We start from the raw sequence: 15,363 nt of genomic DNA, 5'->3' as shown, positions 1-15,363 counted from the left end.
TAAAGAAGGAATTTCGGTTTTTTATATAGATTAAGAACCTGTTAAGTGACAATAAAGTTATTCCATTAAAGGGCCGTATAATTAAACAACATTTTAATGAGGTTATCGTCAGAAAACTGCGAATTTAAAACGATCAGAAATATACACAATGTTATGCAAGATGTAGAGGACGCCAAGAAAGTACAGACATCGCTGCATCAAACGCTTAAGCCATCTGTTTAAAATGCTGCATAACCATTGTTCATACGAAAAAGCACGAAACGCTGATTTAATAACGTTCGTGCTTTATCTGTGCATTCTCAAACTTTTGTTTGGGAACTTTATTTGAATACAGCTTGTATAAATTTTTTATGAAATGTAACTGTTATTCGTTAGACGATTCGACTTTGGAGATTATCCCCCTATACATAGCTTTCCAGGCAGCAATATCTTTTTCGGTTTGATATAATTCTAGAGTACCTTTATACAAATGTCCTTCAACATCTTTTGTAAATTCGATAAACTCGGGTGCTTCACGGAAATCGGCATAAAATAATTTAGTTTTATAAATAGGTAATCCAGAAGGTTTTTGTAAATATTCTTTCGTAGTTAAGTAGGAAATACCTTGAAAATCTACAATTGTTTCAGTTTGAAACTCCGTAGAATGAAAGCCGTCTATTAATTCTTTCTCCTGTATCACTGCATAAGAATTATTTGAAAATGAAAAAATACCACAAGCCAATATTGTTAATAGTAAAAATACACTTAATTTCTTTTTCATCTATATCCCCTTTCCAATAATTATATATATATATATATTATACTTAAGAATACTGAATATTCAATGAATAATAATTCTTAAAGTAAGACTTATATAGATTTAAAACCCTTCCCAAAGCGGTTCATGTTTGGGGACGTTTTGAAATGCTTTTGTACTAAAGTACTTGTTATTTAAATTTAACAAGTTTCTTAACATTTATAGCTCGACGTGACTGTTCTTTTAAATTTAAATTTTCTTCAAGGTCAAACGATACTACGTCACTTTTAGTAAGTGATTTAAAACCATCCATTTGAATACTGCTAAAGTGTACCCATACATCATCCTCACCTTCAATTGAAATCCATCCCCAACCCCAACCCTCTTCTTCATGGAAAATTTTACAGACCCCTTTAATGTTATATCTCATTAAAACTAAATAAAGTTAAAATAAAGTTGAATTTTATTTATAAATATATTAATGTTAAATTAAGTTAAGTTAAATTGGAGGGTGTGGAATGGAGAGTAAAGATGTTCCAAGTTGGATTTATGCATTAGAAAAAGAGGATTTAGAATTTATTAAAAAATTTGTCATTCATTCAGGATCATTAAAGGAAGTTGCAAAGCTTTACGAGGTGTCTTATCCAACTGTAAGAATCAAGCTTGATCGTTTAATCGAAAAAATTAAATTGAGTGATGAAACGGAAAATGAAGACTTTATTCAGTTTGTAAAACAGCTTGTTATAGATGACCGTATTGAATTAGAAGAAGCAAAATTGATTATTGAAAAATATAAAAAAGAAAGGAATGAAAGTTAATGTTTGGATTTGGTGATATTACAAATGTATTAATTATTGCTATTTGTTTAGGCAGTCAATACTTTTTAGCCAGCCGTCGTCATATGTTTTGGGGTGCATTGTTACCCGCTGCCTTTGTCATATGGAGAGGAACAATACTTTTTACAACGGATGATACAGTTTTATCGCAAATTCTGATTATGGCTTTTGGACTTGTCTTTCTTCTAGGCCAATGGGTACAAGGAAGAAAAGCATTTAAAATCAAGCAAGAAAAAGAGCTACTCAAAATGAAGGCACACGACATATTATAAGGAGTAATTAGGAACTACACCTACCGAAGCTTATAAAAAAGGGGATATTTATAAACGCGTATCCAGAAATCTACATAGGTTTGAAACTGTTTGGAGTAAAGATACAGGTGAGGTTTTTTTACGTTATGGAAATAATCAAGATGAAAAATATTTGAATCCCTGATTAATCCTTTTTCAAAATAGATTGTTTTTATTTATCGTAAAATAAGGGTTTGCGAAATGTTGTTGTTCAAGCTTTTTCTCCAAGCTATATCGTCTTGTAGCTTTAAAATAATGTTACGATTTTTATAAAAAGGTGAGCCGGAATTTTAAATCTTTAAAAAGAAGGGATTTCACATTAAATATGTCGAATGTTTATTGAACGCAGAATTTAAAAGGGGTGGTTTTATGGCTAATCCTATCTTAAACCAGATTGGTACTGTATTTATCCCAGTGAGCAATATAGAAGATTCGAGGGATTGGTACTGTGATATTTTAGGAGTTAAAAATGAGGAGGAAATAATGTTTGGTCATCTTTATGTTATACCTATGGAAGGTACAGGAATTGTGCTAGACAGTAAAATTTATTCAGAGGAAAAAATATTTAAAACACCAGCATTTCATTTGAATACAAAAAACATCAAAGAGGCATTTCAATTTATGAGTAACAAGGGTGTTAATTTGATTACAGAGATTGAACATAACCATTATTTTAATTTCAAAGATCCAGATGGGAATATTTTAATGGTTTGCCAATGCTGAATGGTAGTAATGTTAAGGCGCAATAACTTTTACAACATTAGTTTAAACGATAAATAAAAAGGTTAATCGAAGGATAATACCTGTTGATAATAATAAGTAACTACAAAGTAAATTAGAATCAGACAGTCAAGCACATATAACTGTTCATTGCTAATAATATATTTAATGGCATTGCTTCACTAAGTTTCGATCACTTTTTTCCTTCATTAGTTCTACAGCAGATAATAAATTATCAAACAAAGTGACTAAAGGTACACGGCCAATATATATAAATTTGATGCTTCCCTTGTATTAGACATTCTTGATTTTATCCTCTTAAAATTTGATATGATGGATTTGCATTAGTGTAGGCATCCCTTCAATTCCTCCTAATCGACTTTTATGTCAATTAGAAGGCTGGTAGATTTGAAGGGTGTCTACAATGATATTTTTTTGCGCTTATAAGGAAGCATAGTGCTGGAATTTCCCGTTGCATTATGCTCCCTTTTTATTTTGCACTAAACGCATAAATGCTGTTTTATAAAAAGATCTCAATAATCGAACCGTTTAATTAAATAAGACGATACAAAAGTCGCTTTTCCTAATGTAAGGAAAGCGACTTTTTATATTGGTCTTTCCTCTAAATTCGGGCTTTTTTCAACAAATGCTTCAGACCAATTTTAAAAATGTAGTTGACTATTCAGTTGAACTGTATTAATTTATTATTAAGTTGAACTATATAGTCGAACTGAATAGAGGTTGAGGATATGAAACATAAGTTATTGCCGTTGTCTGAAACGATGCATTATATTTTATTAGCTCTGCGTGAGCCGCTTCACGGTTATGCCGCAATGCAGAAAATCGAACAGATGAGTAACGGTATGGTAATTTTAGCAGCAGGTACATTATACGGTGCGATTGAAAATTTGAATAAGCATGGCTGGATTGAACCTGTTGGTGAAGAAGGCCGGAGAAAAGTGTATATGATCACGGAAGAAGGAAGGGCAATTTTAAAAATGGAACAAAACAGATTAGAGCATATTCTATCCCTTTATGAAGGAAGTGATTTGAATGATAAAAATTAAGAGCTTTTTTGATATTGAAAAAGAAGAAAAGTGGCTGAACAAGCAATTACAAAGCGGCTTTCGGTGTACGAATATTAGTGGATTAGGGATATATACGTTCGAAAAGACTGACAAGCGATATGTGATGCGACTTGATTATCAGGATTATTTACCAAAGGAAAAGTTCGAAGACTACAAAGAGATGTATGAGGATTTTGGATGGAGCTGTATAAAGGGGTACCAGCGTGGTTTACAGTATTGGCAAAAAGAAGCTGATGCTCAAAATGACCTCTATTCAGATCGTCAATCCGAGAGTAATTATTATAAAAGAGTGATGAATTATACATCTAGTTTAACTGTAGTATCTTTTCTTATTTCTTATATGATTTACAAAGATTCGGGCTTATATTTAACGGAAGGTCTTTGGAGTATGAAAGGTGCATTATTTTGGAAAGCTTTTTTATTTGAAACGCCATTTGCCCTTTTAAGGTCATGTCCTGCTCTAATGACGATTTTCTTTGGCAGCAGTTTCTATAAAGTTTACCGAAAATATTCCATGCTAAGAGAGCAGTAATACGAGAACGCCATAATGTCATATTTAAAAAAACATGTTCAGCAAAAGTCTATCTATCTTGGCCGTAAAAATATTAAATAATATGGGGGTTACAAAATGAATTTTTTGAAAAAAAGTTCTTTATTGATTGGAGCATTTTCTCTATTTATTTTATTATTTGGATGCGGGACTGCAGAAGCACTTGATGAAGCGGACCAATATATATCAACCATTGAAGAAATCGAAATCCCGGATGGCGTAAAGGTGATTGGATTAGGTGAGGCAACACATGGGAATATCGAATTTCAAGAGCTGAAAAAGGATGTTTTTGAAGTATTGGTGAAAAAAGAAAATGTCCGTGTTTTTGTCTTGGAAGGCGATTTTGGAGGCGGACAGCAAATCAATCAATTCATTTTAAATGGTGTTGGTACGGCAGAAGATGCTGTGAACACTCTTGATTATAGTATTTATAAAACGGAACAGATGATCAATCTTGTTCAATGGATGCATGATTATAACACGAAAGTGGAGGGTGACCGTAAAGTTTACTTTTATGGAAATGATATGCAACGCTATGACTACAGTAAAAAAGGCGTGCTTGACTATTATAGCGTTGTTAATGCAAAGGCATTCAAAAAATACGCCTCACAGCTGGAGCATGTTTCAAATGATACAATGCGTAAACTGACAATGAAGCAATTGAACGGAATCGATAAAACAATAGACACTATCATTTTAGACATGCAAACAAATGAAGTGAAGTACGTGGATCAGTCGTCTAAGGAATCCTATCTCTTTGCTTTACAATATGCGGAAATCCTGAAACAGCGTACACAGCTATTTTTAAATGAAGCAAATTATACGAAACTTCGTGATCAATATTTGACGGATAATTTACAATGGATTGCTGAATTTGAAGCAGAGCGAGGCCACGATAACATATTCGTTACGGGTCATAATGGCCATATTGAAAAAACGTCTGCATCGTTGGCTGGCTACAAATCGATGGGAAATTATTTAGATGAGTTATATGGCGAAAAATACTTTGCAATTGGTACTGATTTTATGACCAGCGAGTTCCAGGCGAAAAATGGCGGATCCGGTGAACGGCAAATTCATACACTCGAGAATCGCAATGATTTAGTTGATGCATTCAGTGATGTGGAGCCAAATGTTTTCTATGTTGATTTTGAAAAAGCGAGTAAGTCGAGTGAGTTATTGGATATCATCTCAAGGAAACAAAAAATGGCGAATATCGGGGATGACTTCCGTGGGTGGTACAAAACTTTAAAAAAGTTTTATACTATTGAAATGATACCTAACGAAGCATATGACAGTGTGATTATTGTGAAGGCTGCAACACCGACAAATGTCATGGAATAGCACTATTTAACAGGAAAACAGCATAAAGTAATCGAAATTCCATAATATTGTAACTTAGCGATTATATTCAGGTTAGATTATACTGAATTTAATATACGAGGAGATTTGCTGTGAAAAAGGAAGAATAAGTTTAATAGGATTACTTCTTAATAGTTGCTATTAGCACAATCGGTTATTCCGTATCAGCTGAAGGGAAAGTCAATGAACCTGAAGAGTATATACTCCATTCGATAAAAGAAGACAATACCCATCCAGTAAAATAAACAATAAAATCCCCTGCATCCATCGGCATAATAACTGAAGGTGCAAGGGGTTTTTGCCTTGTAAATAGTCACTGGTTAATTTTCTTTCATCAAATTGAGCATTTGAAATTATAAAATCCATTGCTTCTTATAAACTTCTGCGTAAACAATTTTCAGTTGTTCCCTTAATGTAGCTGAAACTATAGAGTTTTGAATTAACAACGTGTCAATTAATAAAACAAGATTAGTAAACCAATAAATAAGATTTCTAAAAGTCATTATCCGGTATATTCGGTGTGACTATGGCGATTGCAGCCAAAAAGATAACAGGCTTTTTGGATAGATGGTTTAAAATCCAAAGTCGGGACATAGCCAAACAGGATTTTTTCAATCATTTGCTCATATTCATTCTTTTCATCAAGCAGTTCTTTAATATAGGCTTGTTTATCGCTCTCTGTCCAATTTTCATCGCATTCTTCATCGTATGCATCTTTAATTTCTTCTGTTTTTCCTTTAATTGCTTCATTCAACAGTTCTTGAGACCGGATAGGCTTGTTTATTTTTAGCAATGAATAGATATATCGACTAATCCAACTCGGCTGTTTCCAATAACTATTCCAGCCTTTTTCAAACCATTTTATCGCATCTTTGTAATAGTTTAATTCTACATACAAATCTGCTACATCCACTTCCCCGACAAATTCATCATGCTCATCAGAAAATGTATCGAGCTGACGTTTTGCCTCACTATTATTACCTAATTCAATCAAACACTTTATATGGCTATACATGGCATAGTCAGATGGTTCTGAGGCAAATAAAAAGTATTTAGAAGCATTTTCTATGTTCCCAAGATGATAATTGGCAACCGCTAAATTATAGTAAGCAGTTTTTGTCGGTTGGAGCGAAATAGCCTTTTCTAATATATCCTTTGCGGATGCCCAGTTCCCTTGTCTACAATAAACCTCTCCCAGCAAATTATAAGGAAAATGCGATTTCGGGTTCAAATTTATTGTTTCCGTTAATAAGGGGAGAGCACTTATATCATCATCTTCTTCGTTGCAGTAAATCCATGCTAAGTTATGGAGTGATTGTATGTCCCTTGATATTTCTACTGCTTTTTTAAATAGTATTAACGATTCTTCATACTGATTTTCCTCCAGCAATTCAATCGCTTTTTGATTAAGATTCAAACGAATTCCTCCTAAAAATAAACACCATAAACTTTCTTGCCCCTAAGGATCAATTTCCAATAAGGATGCTCGTTGTTTTTATTATAAAATCTTTTATTAAAACTTTACTGCATTTTCCGCATATTCCTTTCTATTTGTGCTAAATAACGTATATACTCTGTATCGGCTTCATAGCAAGTGATACTCATATTTATTCTCTCCATCTCCCTTTGCTTGTGGATAGGATTCGTCGGGCAGAGGAGCGCGGCTGTCATTTAGTGCAATTGACAACTGATAAAGAAAGACCGGATACATTAAGATTTTATGAACGGTTAGGCTTTAAGGCTACGCATGTGGGTTTGAAATTAAAACTATAGCGGCTAGCAACCATAAGCAGTTGGAGCTGACCAGTTGCGCAGAGGGAATGCTTTAAAGAAAGAATGGTTTTCATAAATCGCCTGAATGAACCATACGACTAATTATACTCATTGAAAGGTGATAATGCGGAATGGGGATAATGGGCTTTTTATGGACTTTCTCAGGTATTTTCATCGGTGGCATGCTGGCATGGCTTTTTAAAGGATTGCAGCAGAGGCTGGACGTTATTTATGGACTTTGTGCAGGCATAATCTTGGGCTTAATCAGTTTTGAAATTTTCCCTGAAGCAATTGAATTAGGTGGCTGGTTAATTACCTTTACTGGATTGGCTATAGGAATGATTCTATTTGAAACCTTACATAACATGTTGCATTATGGCCAGCGGAGAAAAAGTACTTCAAAAAAGAAAATGTATGCTCGCACAGGTTTATTATTAATGTTTAGTTTCTCGATTCACAATATACCGATGGGGATTACTTTAGGGGCAATTGAGGAAGCCGATTTTACAATATCTTTATTGCAGACGCTTTTAGTCCACAGTATCCCAGAAGGAATTATTTTGTTTACTCCTTTGATTTTGGCGGGCATCAATATCTTTTTTGTTTTTTTTATTTCCGTTTTTGTATCGATACCAGTCTCTTTAGGCGTCTTTATTGGCGGTTATTTAGGAGTGGATCACCAGACAATCAACACCATCTTAATTAGTATTACTATGGGTATTATTTTTATGGTTACAGTATCGGAAATTTTATATCCGGCAATAAACAAAACTTCGATCCTCAAAGTCTTATTTTGGACCTTAATGGGAGTAGGGATAATTATATTTTACTTACTTTTATTGTAATTCAAAGATTTCAGCCGATAAATAAAGGAAATGCAGCGAATGCACTTGAAAGAGGAAATTCTGTTTTGCAATCAAAGAGTAATCAGGGGGTGGGCCGATTGAAATTCAATTATGACGATATTAGAAGCGGCAATGCAACATGTACATTTGAAATCAACAATAAAAAGATGGAATTTTATCCTTCTTTTCATTCCGATGCTTTAGGTGACTTTGTTTCGTATCTTGCATCAATACATCCGCTATGTAAATTGAATTGGAAAGAAGGAGCTTTTCACAAAAGAATAGGCGGTATTGAATGGCATACTGGTCCTGTTTTATTGTGCTGGGAATTTAAGAGGGATTTTGAAGACTTGGAAATCACGATTACAGAAAAACAGAATTTCATGGTAGAGAGAAAAGTGAATGATCATTTACCGAGGAAAATATTAAAAACGAAATGCAACTTTGAAGAATTTGTATTATGCGTAGTGAAAGAGCTGGATCGAATTATTAAACAGCGCGGTATTTTAGGGTATCGCCAGGAATGGCAAAACTATACGTTTCCAATCGATGGTTTTCTTGCGCTGAAATATGCCAGTCTATATAGAAGGCCTTTTGAAATTACAAAGAAAAATAGCGGTACTGCAATTGAAGAAGAATTGAAGTTATTGTTAAGACCAATTGAATAAGCTCTTCTGCTAATGGGCGCAATTCTTGCATGGGGATTGTGCCTTTTCGCTATGTTTCAGGAAGTTGAAGGCTGAACATTCAATCTACTAAAAGGAGCAAATGCACCGAATCAACTGTTTCGGTGCATTTGTTTTAAAATATCGTATAGTTCATCCAAGTTTCCGAACGCTCCGGAATACTTTCAATAATTGTGGAATATTCGAGTTGGTCATCTTTTACGGTCGTTTTAGATTCTCTTAATAACAACACTGGCTTTTATAAAGTATATCGCTCCATTAAGGAATTCAATTCACGATTTAATTCCGTTAGTTTTTCAGCAGCATTGGCTACGTCGGCAATTGCCTTAATTTGTTCATCCATTGAAGCAGCAATTTCCTGTACCGAAGCGGCCGTCTGTTCTGATACGCTGGATGCGCTTTCGATTCCTTCATTCATCAGCTTATTATAGGAAGTCATAACGTCCATTTCTTTATTGACTACTACGATCGATTCGGCGATTTGACTGACAGAATCAGACATTTGATTGAATTTGCTTTGTGTCAGCACTACATCATCGTTTAGCTTTTTAGCAGTCTTCATTGTTCCTTCCACCGTTTCAACTGTTTTAGTAGTTTCTGAAACGATGGATGAAACGACTTCCTGCACTTGGTGAGTCGCGTTTTTCGATTGCTCTGCCAGTTTCCGTATTTCATCGGCGACAACTGAAAATCCTCTGCCGTACTCACCTGCTCTTGCCGCTTCAATGCTCGCATTTAAAGCTAGCAGATTTGTCTGTTCTGCGATTGTTTCAATGGTCTCCATTACTTGCGTGATTTGGTTTACTTTACTGTTCAAATTTTTGATTTCAGAGCTGACTTCCTGTGATGCCGCTAAAGAGGCGGTATTTGATTGTTGCAATTGGTGGACTATTTCAATTCCTTCAGATGATATTTGCTCAGCATGTTTTGTAATGTCGTACATTACCTTGCTTTGCTTTTCCATCGTTCCTATGGAGCCTGACAATTGCTCTACTGTCCGGTTTATCTTGTCCAAATCATGGGCTTGTTCTTGTGCACCAGTGGCAATTTCTGTAATGGCCCTGCCGACTTCTTCACTGCTGGCAGATGTTTCTTCTGAAATTGCCGATAAGTTGGTCGCTGAGTCCAATAATTGTTCACTCGTATTTTTAGTTTTTTCGATGAGAATGCGCAATTGCTGCGACATCGTATTAAAAGCGGTTCCAAGTTTCCCGATTTCATCACTTGATTCAGGGAGGTTCGTAACAATAATATGACCACCGGCAATTTTTGTGGAAGCTTCAGCTACTTCTTTTAATGTATTCACTTTTCTGCGAATGCTTAAATAAAACACAAGTGAACTTAAAGTAATGAGCACAACTGTTGCCCCAAGGATAATATATTGTAAAATGTTTAATCCTTCATAAAATTCATCCTGGAAAACAGCAATTCCGACAGTCCAGCCCCAAGGTTCAAAATATTCCGTATAGGCTGTTTTATCTTTAAAAGAACCATCAGACTGTCTATCAGAATAAACGACAAAGCGGTCTGATTCATTTGTGGATTTGCCGCCTGCAATAATTTTTTCCCGATTGCTTCTGTTCAGTTCATCAGCAGGGGCTCCGCCTATTTTGGTAGGATGGAGCTGCAGCACCAAATCCTCGTCATAAGCTAAAATGTAGCCATTATCCTTGTAAGTAAAACGGGATTCCTGGTAATCGTATTCTCCATTTTCATTAACTGGTCCATTCAGAATAATTCTGGCGCTTTCTTTTCCTTCCTCCAGTGTTATTTTGCCGCTTTGTACTTCTTCATTAATCAATTCTAATGAAGCATATGCCCCCTCGACAATGCTTTGCAGTTCTCCTTTACCTGATTTCAAGAGCTGATCTTTGGCCACAAAATAAGTTGTTGAGCCAATAATCACAACTGTCGCGAGTATAATAACTGTGATTAGCAGCATTAATTTTCCTGAGATGCTTCGTAACTGTAAACTTTTCTTTTTCATTTGCTTTCCCCCACAATTATATATAGATATATTTCGACAATAATCTACATAATTCAATGATATCATGTTATTTTGTAAATTTCGCTGAGGGATAAATAAATAAATTACTTTATTGTTATATTTATGGTTCATCACCATAACATGGGGTTGATTTCCATTGCGGGTCTGACGCTTTCCGCGGGCACGGCTCGAGCCTGTAGTCTCTCCCTCGTGCTGTTCCCGCTGGAGTCGCCTCCCCTCCATTCCAATCAACTCGCCTTGGCATGAAGTTTTGTCATCCCCAACTTTTGGTGAAGATCCATATTTATGTAAATTCCTATGATTTACAGAAAAAGAGAACCGCTCTATTATAGGCTGTTAAAATTTACTCGATTAAAATAAAGTTCCAATGTTTGTAAAAGAATCGTCCGTTTATAAAAAAGAGTTGATCATCTTCTGCTCCAGGTCGAGTGTTTTATAATGCACATAAGTACTGTGGAGAGGAACAATTAAAGAAAAGTCTTCAATAACGTTTGTGGATTGAGGAAAAGAATAATGTAAAAGAAAGTTCATACCTTTTTATTAGGAGGTTGTATTTTGAAGAAATTTTTAATCGAATTTATTGCACTGCTCCTCATTATTGCGGCTTCTTTTATGATTATTACAGAAAATTCCGGTGAATCGGCATCTGAAAGTACAGAAGAAATGGGAGAGGCTTTAATAAAAAGTATGGAAGAAACTAAAAAGGAAAAGATGAAATTAGAGCAATTTTTAACAAAAGCTTCACAGGAACTGAACGATAATGGATATGAACAAATTGGATTAAGCTACACAGACGAAAGCCTGACTGTGCAAGTAAAGGACCAAAGTTTTATAGATGACAATAAAGTGAATATCGAAAGAATCATTCATAACGTTGCGGAACAGATTAATTTTCATGGTTTTGAAGTGGAATTTTTGAATTTGGCTAATTATGTTACTTTCAGTGAAGAGGATGAAAAGCTAAGGGAATCCACGATGAAAGTTTACGATGAGATTTTAAATTTATTGAGGGAAGCAGGATACACTTACAATTCAATCTCGATGGACCCGAATAAAGAAGTAATCATCGAAATTCAAGGAATGGAGAATGACTTGAAGATGAGGAAAGAAATGGAGGAACTTATCGGTCAAACAATTCTCTCAAAATTAAACATGGATTTAGAGGTGAAAATACGGAAAAAAAGCGAAAGTGCGATACGCGATCAAGAATGGCAGCCGATATTTGGCGCGATTAGAGAGGAAACTGAAAAGAAATTTGAAGAATATAGGGGATTTGCCTACTCATTTCATCCTGAGCCATTGCAAATCATTATTAAAACAGACATGGATACACATAAATGGTTTTGGAAATTTAATAAAAAGGCAAATCAAATAACGGAATATGTAGACAAAATCATCGAATTGAAAAGGGAGGAGCTGTCAATAGAGGAGATACCTTATAAAATTATCATTAGGAACAATAAAAATGACTGAATATTTAACATAGGCCTCCGTGATATCCGTAATTTTTTCTGGAAATTGGGCGGTTAGTAATAAGGCGCGGCATTAATTAATAAAAAAGAGCTGTCTGAAAATCGCTTCTTCAGACAGCTCTTTAAATTTTCCGTTCAATTGGAAATTGCTTTCTTTGATTACTGCCCCTCTAACTCAACAGTTTCGCCATACATATAATCTCCATCGATGGCAAATTCAGATTTAGAGTAGATTAACCCTTTGTTTAAGCGGAAAACATAGCTCGCTTTATATTTGTCCGGCCCAGTGATTTCAATGACTGTCACATTAGACAGCTTTTCGCCATTGCGAAGTGCAAATGTGCCGTTAACTGCTGTAACAGTAGTCGTGTACGTTTGTTTTACTTTCTTTTCCTTGCCGCTATTGTCGAATTTCAATGCTTCGGCGGAATACGTTTTCTTATTATTAACTTTTAAAGGATAATCCGCTTTAACCGGTGCCCGGCCATACGCAGGGCTAAATGTGAAGCCCGTTTTTGTCTCGCTATATACATCTGTTGCATAAACATCTTGAGTTTGTGTCATTGTTAAGGAAAACTTGCCAGATGCCTGACTGCCGGCATAGACGAATTTATCCAACGTATGTCCGCCATAACCATCGGCCATCAGGAAATAAGAGTACTTTTGATTCTTAAGACCAATTGGCACCAATCCTTGGTAGAAGCCGATAGATTTCGAAGAGGCAACTGGTGCCGCTTTCGCCTTTAGCGATGCTGTTAATGCATAGCCGGTAACATTTCCTGTTTGGACGAACGACCACGTTTTATTGACTGCGCCGAAATCATTGACCGCTGCGTTTTGCTTTAATGATGAATAAACGGCCGACTTAGCATCAGGTGATTCGTAAATTTTCAAGCCTTCTTTCGGGCTCACTTGCTTCACATTGGAAGGAGCTTTTTTTGGTGAGAGAGCATCGGTTTTTACATAGCCCTTTTTACCTTTGAATAAAACATTGGACCAGCCGTCTTTGCTGGAAATAACTGTAACAAATTCCCCTTTGTAAGCAGTCGCCACTTGTTTTGCGCTTGTTTTTGCGGTTTCGTAAACAGCGCTTTCCGTTTTGGCAGAATGAACGGCGCGCTCTGTACTAGCTTCCGTAAGATTAGCGAAGCCGACTGATGCAGCTAGTAAAACGAAAGCTGCGACAAATACATAAATCATCTTTTTCATATGTAAAACCTCCTATATGTAAAATAGTATAATATAAGTAATTTTAATACAACACGAATGTAATGTGGGGTTATATTGGAGTGGAGTAATATACGAAAGCCTGTACCCATGATTGCCGGTTCATCTAAAATGCAGGCTTTTTATTTCGGCTATAATTACCCAATGCTTTTTTTAGCAGAAAACCACCTTCGCCCATTTTCAAAAATTATTTATCAAAAATTGAACCGATTACGGATTGCTAATCGTCTAATAGCAGAATTTGGATGAGTGAAAAAGGAGGGCAGCAGAGTGGATAGAGAAGAAAAGGATTTAATGCTGGAAAAAATAATGATTGAATACGGGAATGAGCTAGTTCGATTGGCGTTTTCTTATGTGAAGGATGCGGAAATCGCCAAGGATATGGTGCAAAATACCTTTATCAAATGCTATAAAAACATTGATTCGTTCCGGTATGACGCGGAAATAAAAACTTGGCTTTATCGTATTACAATTAACGAATGTAAAGATTACCTGAAAAGCTGGCATTACAAAATGGTGGCGGTGAAAAGCTTTATAAATGAAACAGCAAAGTCAATATTGCCATCAACCGAAAAGGAAGTTATGGATAAATATAAAAATGAAGAGATAAAAGATACCATCTCTTCTCTGCCGAAGATGTATCGGGAAGTGGTTTATCTATATTACTATGATTCATTGAACAGTGAGGAAATCGCCAAGGTTTTGGATATTCCGGTCAACACAGTGAAAACCCGATTAAGAAGAGCGAAACAAAGGTTGGAATCAATGATAGAGGAGGCAGAGTTTAATGGAAGATAAAAGATTAAAAGGTGAAATCCATAAAATGTATGGTCAAGAACTTAATTTTACAAAAGAAGACCGCGATGAAGTGTTTGAGCAAATTCGTAAATCGGGGAATGCTGCGCAAAAGAGATCTTTTATTTCTTCTCCTAAAAAATCCGCGCCGCTTACAATTTCTTTATTAGTAATAGGTCTTTGTATATTTTTATTTATCCAACCAAATTTCGGTGGAAACGCTAACAAAGAAAACAGTACAGGCGGTGTGAGCGAAGAACATAGCACAGGGATTGCAAGTGGCACAGCATTGCATGAGAAGGGGACGATAACGACCTTACTTACAGTGAAGGACGATGAAAATAGAATACCTCTAAACCTTTTGTTCACATATAGTAAGGATAAAAAGAAGATGAAGGTTCTGTCCCTCCCGCGGGATACGTATGCCCCAGTATCGGATAATGAAGATGGGACTGCTTCATATAGTAAACTGACATTTGCCTATAAACACGGTTCGGGAGGAGCTGAAAATGTAAGGGCAACGGTTTCTAAACTAGTCGATGCAGCAATCGATTATTATGCTGTTGTAGATTTAGAAACATTTTCGGCGCTCATTGATTCGGCGGATGGCATAGCTTACAATTTGCAGGAGGATATTCAGGCGAGGGCTATATCCAAAGTGTCCTTTGAATTTAAAAAAGGGGCGAATCGTTTAAATGGGGAAGAGGTTGTGTCGCTGCTGATGGATGCTGCAGTGGGAAGAAACTTGAATGAAGAAGACCAATCTAACCTCATTAATGCAATCATCCATCAATCTATCAACGTACTAACACAAACACAATTAAAACAATTCACGGAAAAGATTGAAGGCAATATTCCGGTTGAGCAGTTGCTGGACAACATAATGGAGCTACCCCCAGTCGGTGTTTGTCAATATAGTTGTCGCATCAAGCTACTTAACTTTTCTATCAAAATCAAAATCTGTTCTATTAAAAT

Annotated in this window: 16 protein-coding genes and 1 pseudogene; 12 read left to right on the top strand and 5 right to left on the bottom strand. The window is 35.7% G+C overall.

The features are described 5' to 3' along the window. Positions 1 to 364: 364 nt before the first annotated feature. Positions 365 to 760, bottom strand: a complete 396-nt coding sequence (locus ACTHOQ_RS16800) for a hypothetical protein (protein ID WP_440497300.1) — start codon at positions 758 to 760, stop codon at positions 365 to 367. Between the two features lie 166 nt (positions 761 to 926). Beyond that, positions 927 to 1,166: a cold shock domain-containing protein gene (locus ACTHOQ_RS16795; protein WP_440497299.1), complete on the bottom strand. Its 240-nt coding sequence runs from the start codon at positions 1,164 to 1,166 to the stop codon at positions 927 to 929. Positions 1,167 to 1,254: 88 nt separating this feature from the next. Here ACTHOQ_RS16795 and ACTHOQ_RS16790 point away from each other — a divergent pair, with 88 nt between their 5' ends. The 6 genes from ACTHOQ_RS16790 to ACTHOQ_RS16765 all read left to right on the top strand — a co-directional run bounded on the left by ACTHOQ_RS16790 (position 1,255) and on the right by ACTHOQ_RS16765 (position 5,564). Next, positions 1,255 to 1,554 carry a DUF2089 family protein gene (locus ACTHOQ_RS16790; RefSeq protein ID WP_440497298.1) on the top strand — a complete coding sequence of 100 codons (300 nt, stop codon included), beginning with the start codon at positions 1,255 to 1,257 and terminating at the stop codon, positions 1,552 to 1,554. Beyond that, positions 1,554 to 1,844 (top strand): hypothetical protein, encoded by a 291-nt coding sequence (locus ACTHOQ_RS16785; RefSeq protein WP_440497297.1) that lies wholly within the window; start codon positions 1,554 to 1,556, stop codon positions 1,842 to 1,844. The genes ACTHOQ_RS16790 and ACTHOQ_RS16785 overlap by 1 nt, the downstream gene beginning before the upstream one ends. A 387-nt stretch (positions 1,845 to 2,231) precedes the next feature. After that, a complete protein-coding gene (locus ACTHOQ_RS16780) occupies positions 2,232 to 2,585 on the top strand; it encodes a VOC family protein (RefSeq protein WP_440497296.1) in 354 nt (117 codons plus the stop codon). Positions 2,586 to 3,331: 746 nt separating this feature from the next. Further along, positions 3,332 to 3,649, top strand: coding sequence for a PadR family transcriptional regulator (locus ACTHOQ_RS16775; RefSeq protein ID WP_440497295.1), 318 nt, complete (start codon positions 3,332 to 3,334; stop codon positions 3,647 to 3,649). Next, a complete protein-coding gene (locus ACTHOQ_RS16770; RefSeq protein ID WP_440497294.1) occupies positions 3,636 to 4,202 on the top strand; it encodes a DUF2812 domain-containing protein in 567 nt (188 codons plus the stop codon). The genes ACTHOQ_RS16775 and ACTHOQ_RS16770 overlap by 14 nt, the downstream gene beginning before the upstream one ends. A 96-nt stretch (positions 4,203 to 4,298) precedes the next feature. Then, the gene (locus tag ACTHOQ_RS16765) at positions 4,299 to 5,564 is read left to right on the top strand and encodes an erythromycin esterase family protein (RefSeq protein WP_440497293.1); all 1,266 of its coding nucleotides are present in this window, start codon (positions 4,299 to 4,301) and stop codon (positions 5,562 to 5,564) included. A gap of 520 nt (positions 5,565 to 6,084) precedes the next feature. Here the strand turns inward: ACTHOQ_RS16765 and ACTHOQ_RS16760 are convergent. After that, a complete protein-coding gene (locus ACTHOQ_RS16760) occupies positions 6,085 to 6,999 on the bottom strand; it encodes a tetratricopeptide repeat protein (RefSeq protein ID WP_440497292.1) in 915 nt (304 codons plus the stop codon). A gap of 224 nt (positions 7,000 to 7,223) precedes the next feature. Between ACTHOQ_RS16760 and ACTHOQ_RS16755 the strand changes: the two are divergent. From ACTHOQ_RS16755 to ACTHOQ_RS16745, 3 genes and pseudogenes are all read left to right on the top strand, one after another. Then, a pseudogene (locus ACTHOQ_RS16755) lies at positions 7,224 to 7,355 on the top strand (GNAT family N-acetyltransferase); the annotation flags it as partial. Positions 7,356 to 7,486: 131 nt separating this feature from the next. Continuing rightward, a complete protein-coding gene (locus ACTHOQ_RS16750) occupies positions 7,487 to 8,200 on the top strand; it encodes a ZIP family metal transporter (RefSeq protein ID WP_440497291.1) in 714 nt (237 codons plus the stop codon). A gap of 98 nt (positions 8,201 to 8,298) precedes the next feature. Beyond that, positions 8,299 to 8,868, top strand: coding sequence for a hypothetical protein (locus ACTHOQ_RS16745; protein ID WP_440497290.1), 570 nt, complete (start codon positions 8,299 to 8,301; stop codon positions 8,866 to 8,868). A gap of 256 nt (positions 8,869 to 9,124) precedes the next feature. Here the strand turns inward: ACTHOQ_RS16745 and ACTHOQ_RS16740 are convergent, their stop codons facing one another. After that, entirely contained in the window at positions 9,125 to 10,873 is a 1,749-nt protein-coding gene (locus tag ACTHOQ_RS16740; protein ID WP_440497289.1) for a methyl-accepting chemotaxis protein, read from the bottom strand. Positions 10,874 to 11,449: 576 nt separating this feature from the next. On the opposite strand from ACTHOQ_RS16740, the gene ACTHOQ_RS16735 reads away from it, so the two are divergent. Beyond that, positions 11,450 to 12,367 carry a hypothetical protein gene (locus ACTHOQ_RS16735; protein ID WP_440497288.1) on the top strand — a complete coding sequence of 306 codons (918 nt, stop codon included), beginning with the start codon at positions 11,450 to 11,452 and terminating at the stop codon, positions 12,365 to 12,367. Between the two features lie 158 nt (positions 12,368 to 12,525). Here ACTHOQ_RS16735 and ACTHOQ_RS16730 read toward each other — a convergent pair whose 3' ends face one another. Beyond that, the gene (locus tag ACTHOQ_RS16730; RefSeq protein WP_440497287.1) at positions 12,526 to 13,575 is read right to left on the bottom strand and encodes an SH3 domain-containing protein; all 1,050 of its coding nucleotides are present in this window, start codon (positions 13,573 to 13,575) and stop codon (positions 12,526 to 12,528) included. Between the two features lie 288 nt (positions 13,576 to 13,863). On the opposite strand from ACTHOQ_RS16730, the gene ACTHOQ_RS16725 reads away from it, so the two are divergent. Together ACTHOQ_RS16725 and ACTHOQ_RS16720 are read left to right on the top strand one after the other, a co-directional pair. Further along, positions 13,864 to 14,391 (top strand): sigma-70 family RNA polymerase sigma factor, encoded by a 528-nt coding sequence (locus ACTHOQ_RS16725; protein WP_440497286.1) that lies wholly within the window; start codon positions 13,864 to 13,866, stop codon positions 14,389 to 14,391. Then, positions 14,381 to 15,363: LCP family protein (locus tag ACTHOQ_RS16720; RefSeq protein WP_440497285.1), on the top strand; the 983-nt coding region annotated here is incomplete at its 3' end. The genes ACTHOQ_RS16725 and ACTHOQ_RS16720, both read left to right, overlap by 11 nt.

This window comes from Solibacillus silvestris (assembly GCF_051967575.1).
Lineage (GTDB): Bacteria > Bacillota > Bacilli > Bacillales_A > Planococcaceae > Solibacillus > Solibacillus silvestris_B.
Note: the sequence above shows the minus strand (reverse complement) of the source record. Positions and strands in the feature narration are given on the sequence as shown.

Coding starts and splice junctions, on each gene's coding strand:
- ACTHOQ_RS16785 (WP_440497297.1), top strand. CDS start 1,554: ATGTTTGGATTTGGTGATATTACAAATGTATTAATTATTGCTATTTGT.
- ACTHOQ_RS16765 (WP_440497293.1), top strand. CDS start 4,299: ATGAATTTTTTGAAAAAAAGTTCTTTATTGATTGGAGCATTTTCTCTA.
- ACTHOQ_RS16775 (WP_440497295.1), top strand. CDS start 3,332: ATGAAACATAAGTTATTGCCGTTGTCTGAAACGATGCATTATATTTTA.
- ACTHOQ_RS16750 (WP_440497291.1), top strand. CDS start 7,487: ATGGGGATAATGGGCTTTTTATGGACTTTCTCAGGTATTTTCATCGGT.
- ACTHOQ_RS16740 (WP_440497289.1), bottom strand. CDS start 10,873: ATGAAAAAGAAAAGTTTACAGTTACGAAGCATCTCAGGAAAATTAATG.
- ACTHOQ_RS16730 (WP_440497287.1), bottom strand. CDS start 13,575: ATGAAAAAGATGATTTATGTATTTGTCGCAGCTTTCGTTTTACTAGCT.
- ACTHOQ_RS16795 (WP_440497299.1), bottom strand. CDS start 1,166: ATGAGATATAACATTAAAGGGGTCTGTAAAATTTTCCATGAAGAAGAG.
- ACTHOQ_RS16790 (WP_440497298.1), top strand. CDS start 1,255: ATGGAGAGTAAAGATGTTCCAAGTTGGATTTATGCATTAGAAAAAGAG.
- ACTHOQ_RS16800 (WP_440497300.1), bottom strand. CDS start 760: ATGAAAAAGAAATTAAGTGTATTTTTACTATTAACAATATTGGCTTGT.
- ACTHOQ_RS16780 (WP_440497296.1), top strand. CDS start 2,232: ATGGCTAATCCTATCTTAAACCAGATTGGTACTGTATTTATCCCAGTG.
- ACTHOQ_RS16770 (WP_440497294.1), top strand. CDS start 3,636: ATGATAAAAATTAAGAGCTTTTTTGATATTGAAAAAGAAGAAAAGTGG.